This is a genomic window from Streptomyces vilmorinianum, from assembly GCF_005517195.1.
Lineage (GTDB): Bacteria > Actinomycetota > Actinomycetes > Streptomycetales > Streptomycetaceae > Streptomyces > Streptomyces vilmorinianum.
In genome coordinates, this window is record NZ_CP040244.1 from 4,671,691 (window position 1) to 4,689,821 (window position 18,131).

At 71.6% G+C, this 18,131-nt stretch carries 14 protein-coding genes, 4 pseudogenes and 1 riboswitch; of the genes and pseudogenes, 8 read left to right on the top strand and 10 right to left on the bottom strand.

The features are described from left to right. Positions 1-25: 25 nt before the first annotated feature. On the top strand, positions 26-652 hold the full coding sequence (locus tag FDM97_RS21875; protein WP_254705714.1) for a TetR/AcrR family transcriptional regulator: 627 nt from the start codon (positions 26-28) through the stop codon (positions 650-652). A gap of 116 nt (positions 653-768) precedes the next feature. After that, complete coding sequence (locus tag FDM97_RS21880) at positions 769-1,929, top strand: phospholipase D-like domain-containing protein (protein ID WP_137992200.1); 1,161 nt, start codon at positions 769-771, stop codon at positions 1,927-1,929. 54 nt (positions 1,930-1,983) lie between these two features. On the opposite strand, the pseudogene FDM97_RS36565 reads toward FDM97_RS21880, so the two are convergent. Together FDM97_RS36565 and FDM97_RS21890 are read right to left on the bottom strand one after the other, a co-directional pair. Beyond that, positions 1,984-2,199: pseudogene (locus tag FDM97_RS36565) on the bottom strand (MBL fold metallo-hydrolase); the annotation flags it as partial. A gap of 328 nt (positions 2,200-2,527) precedes the next feature. After that, positions 2,528-4,054: an RICIN domain-containing protein gene (locus FDM97_RS21890; protein WP_175439200.1), complete on the bottom strand. Its 1,527-nt coding sequence runs from the start codon at positions 4,052-4,054 to the stop codon at positions 2,528-2,530. Positions 4,055-4,682: 628 nt separating this feature from the next. Here FDM97_RS21890 and FDM97_RS21900 point away from each other — a divergent pair. From FDM97_RS21900 to FDM97_RS21905, 3 genes and pseudogenes are all read left to right on the top strand, one after another. Then, positions 4,683-4,862: pseudogene (locus tag FDM97_RS21900) on the top strand (helix-turn-helix domain-containing protein); the annotation flags it as partial. 219 nt (positions 4,863-5,081) lie between these two features. Next, the gene (locus tag FDM97_RS35945; protein ID WP_175438981.1) at positions 5,082-5,717 is read left to right on the top strand and encodes a lysozyme family protein; all 636 of its coding nucleotides are present in this window, start codon (positions 5,082-5,084) and stop codon (positions 5,715-5,717) included. 387 nt (positions 5,718-6,104) lie between these two features. Continuing rightward, on the top strand, positions 6,105-6,797 hold the full coding sequence (locus FDM97_RS21905; protein ID WP_137992202.1) for a YoaK family protein: 693 nt from the start codon (positions 6,105-6,107) through the stop codon (positions 6,795-6,797). 60 nt (positions 6,798-6,857) lie between these two features. Here the strand turns inward: FDM97_RS21905 and FDM97_RS21910 are convergent, their stop codons facing one another. From FDM97_RS21910 to FDM97_RS21920, 3 genes are all read right to left on the bottom strand, one after another. Further along, positions 6,858-8,375: an MFS transporter gene (locus FDM97_RS21910; RefSeq protein WP_137992203.1), complete on the bottom strand. Its 1,518-nt coding sequence runs from the start codon at positions 8,373-8,375 to the stop codon at positions 6,858-6,860. 30 nt (positions 8,376-8,405) lie between these two features. Continuing rightward, positions 8,406-9,497: a class I SAM-dependent methyltransferase gene (locus FDM97_RS21915; RefSeq protein WP_175439201.1), complete on the bottom strand. Its 1,092-nt coding sequence runs from the start codon at positions 9,495-9,497 to the stop codon at positions 8,406-8,408. Positions 9,498-9,902: 405 nt separating this feature from the next. After that, entirely contained in the window at positions 9,903-11,102 is a 1,200-nt protein-coding gene (locus FDM97_RS21920; protein ID WP_254705715.1) for an MBL fold metallo-hydrolase, read from the bottom strand. 119 nt (positions 11,103-11,221) lie between these two features. Here FDM97_RS21920 and FDM97_RS21925 point away from each other — a divergent pair, with 119 nt between their 5' ends. Together FDM97_RS21925 and FDM97_RS21930 are read left to right on the top strand one after the other, a co-directional pair. Then, entirely contained in the window at positions 11,222-12,415 is a 1,194-nt protein-coding gene (locus tag FDM97_RS21925; RefSeq protein ID WP_137992206.1) for a Glu/Leu/Phe/Val dehydrogenase dimerization domain-containing protein, read from the top strand. 78 nt (positions 12,416-12,493) lie between these two features. Next, a complete protein-coding gene (locus FDM97_RS21930) occupies positions 12,494-13,180 on the top strand; it encodes a TetR/AcrR family transcriptional regulator (protein WP_137992207.1) in 687 nt (228 codons plus the stop codon). Here FDM97_RS21930 and FDM97_RS21935 read toward each other — a convergent pair. The 3 genes and pseudogenes from FDM97_RS21935 to FDM97_RS21940 form a co-directional block, all read right to left on the bottom strand. Next, entirely contained in the window at positions 13,165-13,989 is an 825-nt protein-coding gene (locus tag FDM97_RS21935; RefSeq protein ID WP_254705716.1) for an SIMPL domain-containing protein, read from the bottom strand. The genes FDM97_RS21930 and FDM97_RS21935 overlap by 16 nt on opposite strands. A 101-nt stretch (positions 13,990-14,090) precedes the next feature. Further along, a pseudogene (locus tag FDM97_RS35950) lies at positions 14,091-14,225 on the bottom strand (DUF6745 domain-containing protein); the annotation flags it as partial. A 115-nt stretch (positions 14,226-14,340) separates the two neighbouring features. Continuing rightward, positions 14,341-15,534: an RNA-guided endonuclease InsQ/TnpB family protein gene (locus tag FDM97_RS21940; RefSeq protein WP_137992209.1), complete on the bottom strand. Its 1,194-nt coding sequence runs from the start codon at positions 15,532-15,534 to the stop codon at positions 14,341-14,343. Between the two features lie 209 nt (positions 15,535-15,743). Here FDM97_RS21940 and FDM97_RS21945 point away from each other — a divergent pair. Next, positions 15,744-15,953: pseudogene (locus FDM97_RS21945) on the top strand (STM4011 family radical SAM protein); the annotation flags it as partial. Here FDM97_RS21945 and FDM97_RS21950 read toward each other — a convergent pair. Then, positions 15,940-16,734, bottom strand: a complete 795-nt coding sequence (locus tag FDM97_RS21950) for an SGNH/GDSL hydrolase family protein (RefSeq protein ID WP_137992210.1) — start codon at positions 16,732-16,734, stop codon at positions 15,940-15,942. The pseudogene FDM97_RS21945 and the gene FDM97_RS21950 overlap by 14 nt on opposite strands. A 162-nt stretch (positions 16,735-16,896) precedes the next feature. Then, complete coding sequence (locus tag FDM97_RS21955) at positions 16,897-17,877, bottom strand: M23 family metallopeptidase (protein ID WP_137992211.1); 981 nt, start codon at positions 17,875-17,877, stop codon at positions 16,897-16,899. Positions 17,878-17,879: 2 nt separating this feature from the next. Further along, positions 17,880-18,036, bottom strand: a riboswitch (cyclic di-AMP (ydaO/yuaA leader). Between the last annotated feature and the right edge of the window lie 95 nt (positions 18,037-18,131).

Sequence of the window (18,131 nt, forward strand, 5' to 3'; positions counted from 1 at the left end):
TGAGCAAGTGAACGAGGTGTGCTCCGTGGCCGCGCCCCTGACCCGCGCCGAGAAGACCCGCCGGACCCGGCAGCGGATGCTCGACGCCGCCGCCCGGCTCTTCGCCGAGCACGGCTGGACGGGCACCACCGTCGAGTCGATCGCCCGCGCCGCCGAAGTGGGCGTGCAGACCGTGTACTTCACCTTCGGCACCAAGCGCGCCGTACTCAAGGAACTCCTCGACACCACGGTCGCGGGAGACGCCGACCCGGTCGCCACCCTCGACCGCCCCTGGGCGCAGGAGGTCCTCGACGAGCCCGACCCCGCCCTCCAGTTGGCCCGCCAGGCCGCCGGCGCCCGCCGCATCCTCGAGCGCGCCGCCCCCGTCCTGGAGGTCGTCCGCGCGGCGGCCGCCGCCGACCCCGAGCTGGCCGAGCTCTGGCGGACCAACCGGCACCAGCGGCTCACCGTGCAACTCCGCTTCGCCGAGGCCCTCGTGACGAAGGCGGGCGGCGCGCTGCGCGACGGCCACGACGCCGCGTCGGCCGCCGACATCGCGCTGACCGTGCTCGGCCCGGAGACCTACGGGATCCTGGTCACCGACCGCGGCTGGACGCCCTCGCGCTGGGAGACATGGGCGGCGGACAACCTCGTACGACAGCTCCTGCCCTGATCTGACCGGCCCTGCGCCCACCCGCCCTGAACGGCCTCACCGACCTGTCCTACGCTGTCGCGCACGACGGCCAGTTGATCTTCGCAGCCGGCCCTCAGGCGAGGTTCATCAGAGGAGTGATTCCGATCATCAGAGTTCACTGGCGCATAGTCTCTTCCGTCCTCCTGGCGCTGGCCCTGGCCCTGCCGGGCGCCGGCACCGCGGTCGCGGAGGACACCACCCCTCTCACCACGGGCGCGGTGTTCAACAACCCGAAGGGGACCGTGGAGGAGCAGAACGCGGTCAAGAACCACATCACCGGCGCGATCGGCAGGACCGAGAGCGGCCGCCTGATCCGCGCGGCGCTGTACGCCCTCACGGACCAGGACTACACGAACGCCCTGGTGGCCGCCCACCAGCGGAACGTGAACGTCCGGGTGGTCCTCGACGCGGCGTACAGCGGCTCGACGGCGGCGCAGAGCCTGATCAGCACGCTGGGGACCGACAAGTCAGCGCGCTCATGGGTCCATGTCTGCGCCACGGGCGGGGCCTGCATCGCGACCGGCGGCACCAACGCGATCAACCACAACAAGTTCTTCACGTTCTCCCGCGTCGGAGCCGTGGGCGTGGCCGAGGACGTGGTCATCCAGACCTCCGCCAACCAGACCCCGGTCAATGTCGCGAAGTACTGGAACAACGCCTACACCGTGGTCGGCAACACCGAGCTGTACACGGCCTACACGACGTACTTCAACGCGCTGGTCGCGGAGCAGAAGACCGCCGACTACTTCACGTCCGCCAAGGTCGGTACCGAGAAGTACTACTTCTTCCCCCAGAAGACCGGCGATGTGGTCGTCGACATCCTCCGGAACGTCTCGTGCACGGGGAACACGACGGTGGGCACGTCCACGCACGAGTCCGTCGTGCGCGTGGCCGCCTTCGCACTGCACCGCGACGAGGTGGCCGCCGCCCTCGTCTCCCTGGCGAACCAGGGCTGCTCGGTCCAGATCGTGTACGCCAACAGCAACGACGAGGTGACCCTCAAGGGGCACCCGAACATCACGCTGAAGAAGCTCAACGCCGACGGCTACCTCCTCCACTCGAAGTACCTCCTGGTCGAGGGCAACTACGCCGGCCACCCCGACACCAAGTGGACCTTCACCGGCTCCCACAACCTGGACTACTCGTCGCTGCGCGACAACGACGAGGCGCTGCTGCGCCTGGAGGGCAACGCGCCGCACGACGCGTACGCGCAGAACTTCACCGGCCTGCTCGGCTACGCGACCCCGGTGGTCTGACGCCGGGACCCCCGCCCCTCTGTCACCGCTCGCCGGCGAGGTCGAGATCGTCGCGGGCCGCGGGGGGCGCGGGAGCCGTCGGGGTCGCGGCCGACCCCTTGGGGCCTCCGCCGCGGCGTCCTTCGTCCACTCCCCCGGCTCCGCCCACGCGTGCGGGGCCAGGTTGAACGTGCCCCGGTGGATCGGCAGCAGGACGCCGTGCGGACGGCCGCCCTGGAGGTCGAGGTGGGCCCGCATGCCCTCGGCCGGCGTCATGTGGATGTCGGGCCAGGCCCCAGGCAGCGGCGTAAAGTCGTGTGGTTCTTGGGCGACATGACGCTCTACCAGGCCTCACGGCCTTGACCGCGGGCCGTGGTTCACGCAGGGGGCGTCGCCGCCGGTTACGGACGTCGGTGAGCACCTATGTCGCCGAAGGCGAGCCCACGAGGCAGACAGGGCTCCCGGGGGCGTCAGGGTCAAGAACCGGCAAGAAGATCCGGAGACATGTTCCGGAAGGGACGGAGGCCCCCGCCGGCCCCTTCCGCCAGGAAGGGCTTGGAGCCCGGCGAGGGCCCACCGCCCGCGTGGACGGGCGTATCAGGCGGGGAACACCAGCGGCTTACGAGCTGACGTCGGGCTCAGGACCGCACTGGATCTTGCCGATGAAGTAGCCGCTGAACGCGCCTCCGAGCAGTCCGGCAGCGGCACCGGCCGGACCACCGGCGAAGACACCGCCGACAGCCCCGCCGACAACCGCCTTGCTCATCTCCTTGCGCATGCAGTCGTGCCACGCTTTGTGTTCCGGCCCTTCGGCGGTACGTCCGAGGTCGGCCGGGGCGAAGGACGCCTCCTCGACGCCGGCGAGGGACATCGCCGCAGTGGATGAGGTCTTCTTGCCGACGGAGAAGCTGGGCGCGGTCATGGTGCCCGTGATCGTGCCGTTGCCGTCGCCGATGGTCTGGGTCAGCGTGGTGCCCTCGACACGGAGGTGGACCGGCTGGGTCTTACCGGTGGCGTCCTGCATGATCCCGGGCATGATCGTGGCGTGGGTGACGCCGTCGGCGTCGACCACCAGGAGCTTGTCGTTCTCGGCGGCGGCGCGGTAGCCGTCGGGAATCCTCAGGGTCGTGGTGGCCGCCTTCTCGTACGTCTGGGGCTGGGCCTCCGTGTCGGCCGGGTCACTGCCGGGCGGGGTTGTTCCGGTGTGGGCGATGTACATGGTCGATCCGGCAGGGGAGTTGACGACCGGGACCGTGACGGTGCCCTCGGTCGTCCAGGGGAAGCCGCCCTTGTCGAAGGTCCAGGCGCCGGTGACTTCCTTGGCGATGGCCGCGAAGTCGACCCAGCCGTAGTTCTTCGGCGGGACGGTGACGAGCACGCCGTTGATCTCGGCCTCGTCCACCTGGTAGGTGGTGGTCGACGTCAGCTGAGAGCTGATCATGGTCTGCAAGGGGACGGAGACGCCCAGGGAGGTCGAGACGCCTGCGGAGAAGCTCTGCGACCAACCGCTGCGGTAGATCGTCGTGAAGACCTGGGTGACCTTCTCGGAGGTGTCGTTGTACCAGACCGAGGACGCCTTTTCGAGCGGCAGGGCCTTGGGCTCCCCCTCGGAGGTCTGCTTCCAGGAACAGGTGGAGGTGTTGGTCGAGCACAGGTGTGAGTAGAACTCCGTGGCGAGTTTGAGCGCCTCCGGCTGCTTCGACGCCGGGACGGTCCACTGCTGCGCCGTGCTGTTGTTGCAGTTCCAGACCTGGGTCCAGGCGTCCGGGTACGTGGCGCCCTGAGCGATGTCGAGGCAGGCGGCGTTGTTGCTGCGAACCAGCGAGAACGTGTTCGGTTTGCCGGTGACCGGACGGAAGTGCCATTCCTGCTCGGCCTTGCCGCAGTCCTGCTGCGACAGGGGCCAGGTCTGCTGCACGCACTTGCCGGTGAAGGCGTTGGCGATCCGGAACTCGCCGCGGCCGAGCGGGATCAGCTTCCACTCCTGGTGATAGCCGGGGGTGTTGTTGGCGACGATGAACACACCGGCATGAGTGTTGCCGTTCTGCACGTCGAGACGTCGCCCGTTGGCCGTGGTGAACGTCCAGGTGTCACCGTCGGTCGTCTCGGCTGCCTGCGCCGGGACGACGGCTCCGGCGGCGAGCATGAGCAGGGCGATGAGCGGTGCCGCTAAGAGACGCAGGGCACGTATGAGGTGTGGACGCATGACGCCTTCCTGTGGATGATCTGTGAGTCCTCGTGCTGTTCGCGCCCGAGGCTTGACGCGTTGCGGAGCCGGCTGATGATGCCGTCGAGGTCACGGCGGAACCGCGGCACACGGAACTCGTGGCCGCCGGGCTCCTCGTACCACTCGTGACAGCGGCCTGCCGCGGCGGCAGGCCGCGGAACTCCCGGTGACGTGTGTCGCGGCCGAAGCCCTTGGTCATGCTCCGGCTCGCCCTCGCATGGGCGGTGGCCCGTGCCCGGAGCAGGCGGGTATCGACACCGGCACCCGGTCGTCTGCTCACGTGGCTCCCTTCCTTCGCCGACTCAGGGGGTGCGGGGTGGGGTGTGGCCGTGGACCGTTTCCGCCGTGCGCCGCGCACATTCAAACGCGCGATCACGCCCCATGTCCTGGCCCTGTGACCTCGTCGGACAGACCCCGGACAATCCCCGGACAATGGCACTTCCCACATCGGCGGACCGCCGTACGCCGGTGAACGGGACACTCCAAGGACAGGAAGGAACCAGAAGTGGGACGCCAGGAACAGCCGCTGGACCCGCAGCAGGGCCCCGTGGCCCGATTCGCCTACGAGTTACGCGATCTGAGACGCCGGGCGGGCAGCCCGCCCTATCGGCGACTCGCCGCCCGGACCCACTACTCGGCCTCCACCTTGGCCGCCGCGGCCGCCGGCCAACGCCTGCCCAGCGCCGCTGTACTGGCGGCTTTCGTGAGCGCTTGCGGCGGCGATCCGGCGCAGTGGGAGCAGCGTCGGATCCACGCGCACGACCTGTCTACGAGTCCTCCGCCGCCACTGATGGAGGCCCCTCCGGCCCCTACAGCCCCTCCGGCTTCTCCGACCCCTACAGCCCCTCCGGCTTCTCCGGCCCCTTCAGCCGCTCCGACTTCTCCGGCCGATTCGGCGCCCGGCACCAAGGCCCCGGCACGCGGTTCGAGGGCGTCGCAGTGGTGGGTGCCGCGCCGGCTCAAGGGCCTCGCCGCGGCCTTCGTGACGGCCGTCATGACGCTCGGCGCGCTCGTGTCCGGCGACTCCGTATCACCCGGGGGCGCCTCGGCAGCAGACCAGACGCGTGACGTGCCCGACCCCGTGGTGGGCGTCCGGCTGCAGGACGACGGACGGTGGTTGCGGACCGACACGGACATCCCGCAGCGCTACCGGCACCTGATCATTGAGGCCGGGACCATGTGTGACATCCCTCAGGTCACGCCCGCCCTGGTGGCCGCCATGCTCGAGGCGGAGAGCGGGTTCGACCCCGTGCTGAGCGACCCGGCCAAGGACGAGTACGGCATCGCCCGCTGGACACCACGCGTTCTTCGCTACTACCTGCCGCCCACCCAGCAGAAGACCATCCCCACGCCGCCCTTCAGCCCCGAGGACTCCATCCCCGCCGTGGGCAGGATGCTCTGCGCCATAGCCCCCGAACTCGAAGGCGTCCCAGGCGACCCGGCCCTCAACCTCGCCGCGGGCTACCGCATCTCGACCTGGCGAGTGCAACGACAGGGCACCGAGCTCCAGCGCATCCAGCCGTACCTCGACCGGGTCCGCACCAACCTGGAGCGCTACCACCCGCCTTCGCCCCCTTCGTAGGCGCGCAGGGGAGCGAACCGGCGTCCGCAGGATCTCGCCTACCGCCGCCCGCGGCTTCGACATGGTCGCCGCGGGTCCGAGCGAGCAGATGCTCGCCGCCTGCCGCCGCACGGCCGCCGAGCACGGACTGATCGGCATCGACGGCGCGACCCGTGACGACGTCGCCGCGGACCGGTGAGCGGAGGGACGCGTTGCGTCCCTGCCAGGCCGACCCAGCCCAGCCCGACCCAGCCCCAGCCCGGCTCACTCCCGGCCCCGGCGTGCCGTGTGACCGGGCTGGGGCTGTAATGGGCGGCGGGACCCGTTTGGCGGCGGAGCGGGGACGGTCGCCGGTTGCTGCCCGGACCGGCCCGCCCGCCCTCTCCTCGGGGACAGGAAGGCGTGCCCATGTCCGTACCCGCTCATCCCGATCCGCTGCCCAAGGTGCTCGTCGTGCTGACCGCGGTCACGGGCGTCGTCGACGCGGTCGCCTTCCTCGGCCTCGGACAGATCTTCACGGCCTTCATGACCGGCAACATCCTCTTCCTCGGCTTCGCACTCGCCGGGGGCGAGGACCTGACGCCCCTCGGGTCGTTGACGGCGCTCGCCGCGTTCGTGGTCGGCGCCGCCGCGGGAAACCGTCTGGGAGTGGCGTTGCAGGCCAGGCGCCGGCGGTGGATCTTCACCTCGGCCGTCATCGCGGCGGCCCTGCTCGTGGTGGGGGCGCTGGCCGCGCTCGGCCTGCCGTCCGTCACGAGAGAGCCTTCTCCGCGGCACTACGCGGTGATCGCCTCGACCGCGCTGGCCATGGGGGTGCGCAGCGCAACCATGTGGCGGCTCGGGACCGTCCTCAACACCACCCTCGTCACCGGAACCCTCGTCACCTGGATCCGGCACTCGGCTCTGGGCGGCGGGGCGGGTGACCCGTCCCAGCGCTATCGGGCCGCGGGCCTGGTGGCGGTGCTGACCGGCGCGGCCATCGGCACGCTGCTGTTGCGGGTGAGCATCACCACGGCTCTGCTGGTCGCGGCGGCGGGTGTCCTGGGAGGCATGGGGGGATACGCGGCCCGTCCGGCATCCCGATGGCCACCGAACGCGTGAAGCGCACGTTCCCCCGCGACGGCCGTTGCCGTCCCGGACCCACCCCGGTTCACCCGCGGCTCACCGGCGGTCCGGGCGGCGGGACGGGTGGTAGGACGGCCCTTCCGCGCCGCTCGACGTGGGGTGGCGGGCCTGGTCCCCACGGGGGAGGCGCCAGGCCAGAAGGCCGACGGCCACCGCCAGGGCGAGCAGCAGCCAGGAACAGCCCATGAGAGCCGCGGTGAAGTCCCGCTCGTCCAGCCGTCCCCCCGTGTCCTGCGGATCTGCGCCGAGCAGGGCGACGAAGAGCGCGCCGAGCACGGCGACCCCGAGGGAACTGGCGAGCTGGTTCGTGGTCAGGACCATCCCGGACCCCGCCCCGGCGTCCTTGCGGCGCACGGTGGCCAGGACGACCCCGATGAGCGGCGCCGAGACGATCCCCTGCCCGACCCCGGACACCATCAGCGCGGGCGCCATGGTGAGCACCGCGAGAGCTCCGGAGGAGGCCGGGCCGGGCAGCAGCGTCGCGATGAGCGCGACGTATCCGGCCACCATGGTCCCCGCGCCGACGAGGAGGACCCGGCTGCCGTACCGCGCGGTAAGCCGGCGGCTGGCCAGTGACGCTCCCGCGAACCCGACGCCCAGTGGCAGGAACCCGATGCCGGAGGCGAGCGGCGACAGGTGCAGGCCGTCCTGGAACACGTAGGCCAGCAGCAGGAACAGCCCGTAGTTGCCGCTGTAGAAGACCAGCGCGATGGTCAGCCCGATCCGGAACCTGGGTCTGCGGAAGAGCGACGGCGGGACGAGCGGCGCCCCGCCCGCGCTCTCCCGCCGCCGCTCGACATGCCACAGCGCGACCAGGGCCAGGGCCGACCCCGCGAAGGCCGGCCAGACCCAGACGGGCCAGCCGTCGGCGCTGCCCCGGATGAGCGGGAAGATCAGCAGCGTCATGGCGGCCGCGGTCAGCAGCAGGCCCGGGATGTCCAGGGCTCGGGGCCCGGCGAGCCTGTGCTTCGGGAGCGTGGCCGGTACGCATGCCGCCACGGCGAGCCCGACCGGCACGTTGACCAGGAACACCGACCTCCACCCCAGAGCGAGGACGTCCAGGCGGATCAGGGCTCCGCCGATGATCTGCCCCAGGACCGCCCCCAGCCCCAGCGTCGCCCCGTACAGCGCGAGCGGCCGGGCCCGCTCCCGCTCCGGGAAGATCACCTGGATCAGCGCCAGCACCTGCGGCAGCATGAGGGCCGCCGCCAGCCCCTGGCCGAGGCGCAGGGCGATGAGCACCCCGGCCGATGGTGCCGCCGCGCACCCGGCGGAGAACGCCGTGAACCCCAGCACGCCCAGGAGGAAGACACGCTTCTGGCCGTACGAGTCGCCCAGCCGAGCCCCGGTGGTCAGCGTCACGGCGTACGCCAGGACGTATCCGCTGATCACCACCTGGATGTCGTCGAAACTCGCGTGCAGGTCACGCTGGATGGACGGGGCGGCGACGTTGACGATCAGCACGTCGAGGATGCCCATGAACGCCGCCAGGAGCAGGACGGCCAGCGCCCCGCGCCGCCGCGGGCCGGGCGGCCGGGCCGCGGCTTCCGTCATGTCACGCCTCACCTGTCGCGTCAGGGCCGGTCACACGCGTGCGATGCGCAGGGGTACGACATGCCAGTGGGTTTCGACCGCGTCCGGGTCGGCGGCGACGCGGGCCCGCATCCCGGCGGCGAACGCGTCCGCGAGGGCGTCGATGTCGCTGCCGCCACGGCCGGGTTCCAGCGCGCTGAACAAGGAGGGCTGGAACGCCGCCTGGAAGAACGCCGTCACCTGGTCGGCGTAGCCCTGGACGTCCCCTGTCTCCCGGAGGTGTCCGAGGAGGATGTCGGGCAGCACCACGAGGGCGTACTCCTCTACCCGCAGGACCTCTGCGAGTGGCCCCGCCCGGAGCGGAGCGAGGAACTCCTCCCTGGTCCGGTTCCAGGTCGGAATCGTCATGCTCGCGTACTCGGCCGACGTGATCAGGCCCTCGCGGGTCAGGTCGGCCAGTACGGCCTCGGCGGTGTCCATCAGACCGTCGGCCCCGCTGGAACCATCGTCGGCAGCCGCCCCGCCCAGGACGACGAGCTGCCCACCGGAGCGCAGCTCCCGGGCCCGGTGGGTGAGGAACGCCTCCCAGTCGGACCGGGACTGCTCCTTCAGAGCCCGGCGTACGCCACCGGTGGCCCGTGAGGAGAAGATGTGGTCGGGGATGGGGTCGGGAACGCGGGAGAGCCAGTGCACCGCGATCGCGCTCCAGACCAGGTGCAGCTCCGCGGGCGGGAAGAGGGGCTCGTAGAAGGAACGCGCCTCGGCGTGGACGAAGACCTGCGGCTGGTGGGCGTAGGAGCCGGGCGAATCCATGATCGTCGCGAACATGGTGTTGAAGTCGTTCGCGGGAATGTCGGTGTGGACGACCGTCACCGGGGTGTCCTCGCCGGTACGCCTGCGGATCCCCTCCACCACGGCACGCATGGGGTCCAGGGAGTTGGTCCCGGCTGCCACACCGAGGTCCGCCACCTGAAAGGGCGCGCCGTCCTCCGGCAGGGCGACCACGTCCAGAGCCCGGTGCAGCAGGGGCATCCCGTAGTCCCCGGCGCGGCGCTGGACCCGCGAATGCCGCGTGTAGCCCTGCCCCATGACGCCCTCGGCGCTGCGAGGAGTGGCCGATCCGCTCATCGAGACCTCGCTCACCAGCAGTCGCGGCCCCCTCCGACCACCATAGCCGGGGCCCGGGAGGCCGCCACCCCAGTCCTGCGACCCGCACGGCAGGTTCTCACCACCTGCGCGAAGCCCTCGCCCTGGCCGTACGCGTGCCTGCCGTCCATCTCCCAGAGCCGGGGTTCCGGAAGCCGTATCGGCCTCCAGTGGCGGACAACCGTCGTACGCATCTCCTCACCGACCCCCCGCAACCCATCCGCACAAAGCCGCCCCGATCGACGTCACCACTCGCCCGCGAAGTCGAGATCGCGGGACTCGGGACGGTCATCACCAGTTACATGGCCTCGGGCCCCGCGCCCGCGCGATCCCCGCCGTCCGGCTCACTGGGGGCTACACAGGAATCCACGATGCGTGGTCGAAACGACGACCGGCTCACCGTCACCTCTCACCCGCGAGGTCGAGATCATGCCTGGGTGCCTCGGCAGGAGCCTGCGCCGGTTGGGACCGGCGCCACGGGCGAGCGATCGGATGGGACACCCCGCGCCACCAGGCGTGGGACGGCAGCTTCCCCGCAGGCTCGAACGGCTCACCGGGACGAGGAAGCGCCACCGCCTGGCCGGCCTCCTCAGCCTCGTACTTCGTCCACTCCCCCGGCTCCGCCCACGCGTGCGGGGCCAGGTTGAACGTGCCCCAGTGGATCGGCAGCAGGACGCCGTGCGGACGGCCGCCCTGGAGGTCGAGGTGGGCCCGCATGCCCTCGGCCGGCGTCATGTGGATGTCGGGCCAGAATTCGCTGTACGCCCCGATCTGGATCATGGTCGCGTCGAAGGGGCCGTGCGCGGCGCCGATGTCCTCGAAGCCGGGGAAGTATCCGGTGTCGCCGCTGTGGTAGATCCGGTGCTCGGGGCCGGCGACGGCCCAGGACGCCCAGAGGGTGTGCTGGGTGTTGCGCAAACCGCGGCCGCAGAAGTGGCGGGCGGGGGTCGCGGTGAGCCGCAGCTCGCCGATCTCGGTGGACTCGTTCCAGTCCAGCTCGCGCAGGCGCTTGGCGGGCACGCCCCAGCGCTCCAGATGGGCGCCGACACCGAGCGGCACCGCGAAGACGGTGTCGGTGGAGGCCAGCGCCTTGATCGTGGGCAGGTCGAGGTGGTCGTAGTGGTCGTGGGAGATCACGACCACGTCGACCGGGCCGAGCGCGGCGAGCGGCAGCGGCACGGGGTGCAGCCGCTTCGGCCCGACGAAGGCGAAGGGCGAGCAGCGGTCGCCCCAGACGGGGTCGAAGAGCACCCGGTGGCCGTCGATCTCGGCGAGAACGCTGGAGTGCCCCATCCAGGTGAGGCGCAGGCCGGAGACCGGCGGCTTGGCGAGGTCGGCCAGGGTGGTGGGGTGGACCGGGATCGCGCCGGTGGGGGCCCTGCGCGCCCGGGCCTCCTTCTGGAAGTAGATCTTGGCGAACTCGGTGGCGGAGCCGGAGGGCCTGATCCCGGCCGCCACGGGGTTCTGGAAGACACCGTCGGCGAACTGGGGCGAGCGGCGGATGCGCTCCAGGCGCTCCCCCGCCGGGTCGGCGCCGAACGCCTCGGGCCGCAGGGCGCGCAGCCGTGCCCGCAGTGAATGGTCGGAGCCGGTGCCGGTCACAGGGCCTCCTGATGGTCGGGGTCGTTCCATTATGAGCGGCCCGCGCCACTCCCGGCCGGGGCGATGAGTGATACTGAACCGCCGTTCAGTACGCACCCGCCGCATCCCGGAGTACGCCCATGAGCACCGCCCCTCTGCTGTCCGTCGGCTGGACCGACCACGTCACCGGCCGCCGCGGCCATCTGGTCGTCGACCGGCTGGTGCGCGGGGTGGCCAGTGGCGGGCTGCGGATGCGTGAGGGGTGCACGGCCGAGGAGGTCGCCGGGCTCGCGCGGGGCATGACGATGAAGGAGGCCCTGCACTACGACCCGAGCAGTCGGTACGTCCCCCTGGGCGGCGCCAAGGGCGGCATCGACTGCGACCCGCGCTCCCCCGAGGCGTACGGCGTGCTGGTCCGCTACCTGCGGGCGATGCGTCCGTACATCGAGCGCTTCTGGACCACCGGTGAGGATCTCGGGCTGACGCAGGACCTGGTCGACCGGGCGGCCTCGGAGGCCGGGCTCGTCTCCACCGTCCAGGCCGTCTACCCGCTCCTGGACGACGAGACCGAGGCCCGGCGGCGGCTCGCCGACGCCTTCGCCGTGGAGGTGGACGGCATCGGGCTCGACGAGCTCGTGGGCGGGTGCGGGGTCGCCGAGTCGGTCCTCGTGGCGCTGGACCGGGCGGGCCGGCCGTACGCCGGGACGCGGGTCTCGGTCCAGGGTCTGGGGACCATGGGCGGCGCCACCGCGCGCTTCCTGGACCGGGCCGGGCTCACCGTGGTGGCCGTCGCCGACGTGAAGGGCACGATCGTCAATCCGGACGGCCTCGACGTCGAGGCGCTGCTCGCGGCCCGTGACGCGTACGGGACGGTGGACCGCTCCGTGCTGCGGCCCGGGGACCGGGAGGAGGCCGGCGAGGCCTGGCTCTCGGCCGACGCGGAGGTCCTGGTCCCGGCCGCCGTCTCGTACGCGATCGACGCCGGGGCCGAGGGGCTGATCCGGGCGCGCTGGATCGTCGAGGCGGCCAACATGCCGGTCCTCCCCGAGGCGGAGGAGCTGCTCGCCGCGCGCGGGGTGGTGGTGCTCCCGGACGTCGTCGTCAATTCCGGCACCAACGCCTGGTGGTGGTGGACGCTCTTCGGCGACATCGGGGCGGACGCGGACGAGGCCTTCGCCCATACGCGGCGGGCGATGCGGTCGCTGGTCGGGCGGATGCTGGACCGCGCGGAGCAGGACGGCTCCACCCCGCGCGCGGCGGCGCACGCGCTGGTGGAGGAGCGGCTGCCGGAGATCGCGGAGCGTTACGGCTGGTACGGACACACCACGGCCTGATGCGCCACGTGCTGTCGCACGACGTCGCGCCCGAGAAGATGATCATGCCCGTGTCATGTTCTGTGTAGGGTGACGGACGTGGCGAGAGTGCGGTTGAGCGTGGCGGAGCGGCAGGAGGAACTGCTGCGTGCCGCCGTCGAGCAGATCGAGGAACGGGGAGCGTCGGCCGTCCGGATCGCCGATGTCGCCTCCGCCCTCGGGGTCAGCAACGCGTTGGTGCTCTACCACTTCTCGACCAAGGAGAAGCTCGTCGCGGCGGCCTTCGCCTACGCCGCCGAGGCCGACCTCGCGCATCTGCGCCGGCTTCTCGGCCGGCGGACCACCGCCCTGCGCCGGCTGCGTTCGGCGGTCCGCTGGTACGCCCCGACCGGGCAGGCCAAAGGCTGGCGGCTGTGGATCGAGGGCTGGGCGGTCTGTCTGCGCGAGCCGGCGCTGCGTGAGGTCGCCGGGGCGCTCGACCAGCAGTGGAAGGCGGCCCTGACGCAGGTGATCGCCGAGGGCGCGGCGGCCGGCGAGTTCCCCTGCCCGGACCCGGCGGCCGCGGCCTGGCGGCTCACCGCCTTCCTGGACGGACTCGCCGTGCAGATGACGTCGTACGCCGGCTCGCTCTCGCGTGCCGCGATGCTGGAGTGGGCCGACGCCGCACTGGCCCGCGAGCTCGGCCTGCCCTCCCTGGACGCCACCGGACCGGATGCCACCGGACCGGATGCCGCCGGGCCGTCGTCCGCCGCACGGCCGCGGGCGAGCGGTCAGCGCAGCTCGTAGACGGCCGTGACCGTCACCTGCTCCTCGATCTCGCCGGGGGCCAGGGGAACCCCCGGAGCGTCGGCGGGCATCTCGGGCGCGGGGCGGCCGGGGCGCATGCCCTCGCTCTCGGTCAGCGACACGAGCCGCCCGAGCCGGTGGCCGCTGAGCCGCGCGTGCTGGGCGGCCTTGTCGTGTGCGTCCTTGTGGGCGGTCTCGCGGGCCTTGGCCCGCAGCGCGCTCGGGTCGGCGATGTCGAAGGCGACGCCGTTGATCCGGCCCGCGTCCCCGGTCGCGTCGGTCACGGCCCCGATGACCTGGCCCGCCTTGTCGATGTCCCGGATCTTCGCGGAGAAGCTCTGCCCGGCCCGATAGCCCGTCACCTTGCTCTGTCCGTCGGCGGTGTAGGTGTGGACCGGGGAGAGGGAGAGGCTGTCGGTACGGATGTCCCGGTCCGCGACGGACTGCTTCCGCAGCGCTGCGAGCAGCGCTTCGGCGGCGACGCGCTGGGCCTCCATCGCCTCCTTGGCGGTCTTACGGGTCGCCTCCACACCCACCGAGAGCACCGCGAGGTCGGGCGCGCCGGCGGCCCGTCCGCTCCCGGTCACGGTGATCGTCGCCGGATCGGTGGCGGGGGCGGCCGTCACGGGCGCCGCCGCGCCGGGGGCCACGGCCAGCGCCGGCGCCGCGCCACCGATCAGCAGCGCGGCAAGCACCGCGCCCGCGGTCACCGCGCGACGCACGGGACGGGGGCGGACAGCGGACGGCACGCCCGCGGCACGGAACGGTCCGACCGGGAGGCGGTGGGGCGGGAGGTGGCTGGTCGTCACAGGCGGTCCCTTCGACGATGGTTGCCGGGAGGCCCCCGGCGCGCACATCCCAGCACCCCCCGGCCCCCGCTCCCGCGCGCCACTCCTGCCCCGTCACCCGCTCAGGTCTGCACGAGCGGCTCGTACGCCGCCGCCGCGAGCCCGAAGGTCCAGGCGACCCCCTGCCGTGCGGTCGTCATCTCCGGTGGCACGCGCAGCCAGTACGTACGGAAGGTGCCGTCCGGCTCCGGGGTCGTCACCCACCGGGACCCCCTGGGGCACGCCCGTCGGCTGCGCACCGGCCTCCCGTCCCGGTCCCAGGTCTATCTCTGGTTGAATCCTCCCCCAGCTGGAAGCAGGGGGATTCCTGGCTCAGGCCGCCTCCTGGAGCAGCGCTCCAGGAGGTCCTACGCCCTCGGCACCAGCCGGGTTGAGACCTGCCCGGACGAGCATCACACGGGCGGAGTTCTTGTCTCTTGGGGAGACGACTCCGCACGCGGTGCAGGTGTAGGTACGTTCCGACAGCGGCAGCGCGTGCTTGGTTCTCGCTCCACAGGCTGCGCAGTCCATAGTGGTGTGCGCGGGATGCACCAGACGCACATCCCGCCCGTGCTTGCGGCCCATCTCAGTCAGGGCCTTCTTGGTGGCGCCGATCGCGGCGTCGGCTGCCTTGCGGGCCATCGACGTCCTGGCAAGGAACTTCGGCCTGAAGTCCTCGACGGCGATGACGTCGTGGTCGGTCACGACGTTCTTGGCCCACTTGCGCCCGGTGTCCTGGCGCTGGCGCGCGATCTTCGCGTAGCTCTTCGCCCGCCACTTCTTCGCTTCGCGGTAGCCCTTCGACGCAGCTTGCCCCCTGGCGGGCTTACGGCGGGCCATCATCCGGTCGTACCGGGTCAGCTCAGCCTGCCCTCGCTTGCCGTGTCCGGCGTGCGGGAGATCGTAGGCGTCGCTGGTGGTGGTCGCGGTCTCCTTCACACCCCAGTCGATTCCGATCACCCGACCCGTCTCCGGCAGAGGCTGCACCTCGGCAGGCGCGACAAAGCTCGCGTACCAGTGACCGACGCTGTCGCAGTACAAACGCACGCTGGAGGGCTCGGCCGGCAGGTCCCTCGACCACACCACCGTCAGCACGATATTCCCGGCCAGGTGCAGGCGCCCTTCCTTCAACCGGAAGCCGCGCCGGGTGTAGTTCAGGGTCGGGTCGGCCTCACGCTTCTTCTTGAACCGGGGCATCCCCGCACGCCGCCGCACGGGCAGGCGGTCCTTGATGTCCTTCAACGCCTTGACACGGGACTTGGCGAAGTCGCGGATGACCTGCTGCTGCGGCACCGACGAGCCCTCGGCCAGCCACCGCGTCACAGCGCGGGCCCCGGTCAGCATCCTGTCCAGCCGGGCGGGACCACAGTTCTCGTTCTCGGCGAGGGCCTTCTTAGACCGGGCCACACACTCGTTCCAGATCCACCGGCAGCGGTCCCACTCCGCCAGGAGCTCCGTACGGGCCGTCGACGACACACGGAGCCGGTACGTGTACCGGGCATGCCCGCCCTCCCCCGCCACCGACACGACAACACCCCCTCCCTCTCACGCCCGGTCGCTCGCCCCGGCCCCCACAACGAGACCGTACGCACGACAGACGCACATCCGTCCCCGCATCAGGACAAGGGCACCACAACCAGCGAACACGAGAACGCGCGTTCACCTTTCCCGTTGCCGACGCCCGTTTCTCTCCCCTCCACCGGTCGGCTTCGCGGGCGATGCTCATTCCCAAGAGGCGGCGCTGTCACTTCGTGAAGGCCGAGCTGGGCAATCTCTACGACGGTTCGTACCGCGCCGCCCTGCGCCCGCGCGCCTGCCCCCTCGCCGTCTGCGACTGCCACATCGGCTACGTCCACCTGGAGACGCTGCCGCTGTACGACGTGTTCGCCGGCGGTGTCCTGGAGCGGATCCCCGAACGGAGCCCGTCGGTGATCAGAGGGGCATGAGGTCCGGGCGCTTGGCCTCCACGTGGTCCCCCGAGCTCTCGCCCCGCAGCCGCCGGCCGATCCACGGGACGAGGTACTCCTTGGCCCAGTGGATGTCGTCGCGGCGCACCTCCAGCGTGCCCCGGGGCGGCAGCGGCGGCCAGGGCTGGTCCGGGTCGGCCGGTACCTCCATGCCGAGGACCTGGGCGGCGCGCAGCGCGACCCGGGTGTGGCCCTCGGGAGACAGGTGCAGCCGGTCGTCGTCCCAAGCCCGCCTGTCCTGCACGGACTTGAGCGACCACAGGTCCAGGACCGGGCAGTCGTAGCGGTCGGCGATGGCCCGGACATGGGCCGTGTAGGTGGCGATCTTGCCGCGCAGATGGCGCAGCACGGGTACGTCCCGGGTGTCGAAGCCGGTCGTCACCATGACCGTGCCGACGGCGGAGGTCAGCTCGGCCACGGCGCGCTCGAAACGCTCGGCGACGTCGTCGGGGTCGGTGCCGGGGCGGATGATGTCGTTGCCCCCCGCGCAGAAGCTCACCAGGTCCGGGGCGAGCTCCTTCGCCCTGGGGACCTGCTCCTCCACGATCTGGTCGAGGAGGCGGCCGCGTACGGCCAGGTTGGCGTAACGGAATGCGTCGTGCTCCGGCAGCTGGTCGGCGAGCAGAACCGCGAAGCGGTCCGCCCAGCCGACGTACTTCCCGTCGGGCCCGGGATCTCCCACACCCTCGGTGAAGCTGTCACCGATCGCCGCGTACGACCCGAATACGTTCATGTCTGTTGATCTCGAATCGTCTGCCACGGGAGCACATCCTTCCCTTACAGGTGTGACCTACGCGACCGTAAGGAGGGGTTGACGCCGGGTGAGATACGCCACCGGTCAAGATTCCGCCAAGCCGGAATACTCCGGACACGCGACGGGCCCGGCACAGAGGTGCCGGGCCCGTCGGGTGCTGGGTGTGCGTCAGATGCCGACACCGTGCTGGCGCAGGTAGGCCAGCGGGTCGATGTCCGAGCCGTAGCTCGGTCCGGTGCGGATCTCGAAGTGCAGGTGCGGACCACTGGAGTTGCCGGTCGAGCCGGACAGGCCGATCTGCTGGCCGCCGGAGACGGTCTGGCCGGCGGAGACGGAGAGGGAGGAGAGGTGCGCGTACTGCGAGTACGTGCCGTCGGCGTGCTGGATGACGACCTCGTTGCCGTAGGCGCCGCTCCAGCCGGCGGAGTGCACGGTGCCCGCGCCGACGGCCTTGACCGAGGTGCCCGAGGAGGCGATGAAGTCGACACCGGTGTGGTAGCCGGAGGACCACATCGAGCCGGAGGCGCGGTACGGGGTGGAGACGCCGCCGCCGACCGGGGCGACCCAGCCGGAGGACACGCTCTGCGCGGGGGCGGCGGGGGCGGCCTGGGTCGACTCCACCGTGCTGCGCTCGGTGGAGCGCGAGCTGCGCGACTCACCCGAGGCGGAGGACGGCTTCTCGGCCTTGGGGGCGGCCTTGGGGGCGGCCTTCGTGGTGGCCTTCGGGGCGGCGGCCTTGGGCGTGGCCTTGGCCGTCGACTTGGCGCCGAGGGTGAGCTTCATGCCGGGGAAGATCAGCGAGGGGTTCTCGCCGACGACCTGCCGGTTGTCCTCGTAGAGCTTCTTCCAGCCGCCGGCGAGGTGGTGCTCCTGGGCGATCTTGGACAGGTAGTCGCCGGGGACGACGCGGTACGTCTTCGGCTTGGCGGCGGCGGGCGCGGCGGCCGGGGCCTTCGCCGGGGCGGCGGCGGCAATGGCGGCGACGGCCTGCTCGGGCGTCACGGCAGCCGGGGCGGCCTTGTCGGCGGCGTGGGCTCCGGTCGCACCGAGAAGCGGCAGGGCGACGACGGCGCCACCCGTACCGGCGGCGACGAATCCGCGTGTGATCGGGTTGACCTTGGGACGGCGGTGCTTACCCTTCGCGGGCATGGCGAATTCCTCTCCGTCGCCTGCGAGGTGAGCTGTCGGGTTCGGACTGGAGATGTCCGGCCGCGTTCTCACGCGGCTTCACCCCGAGCCGTCCTGACCTGAAGGATCGGCGTACTACCTGGGTCCCCCGCTCCTGCCGCACGTGGGTGGGTGCGAATTCCGGGCGGTGGCAGGATTCGGCGGTCCGACCGGATTGACGGTGACCGTAGACGAGCGGGGTCGGCGCGAACAAGCCGTCGATTTCATGGATCAAT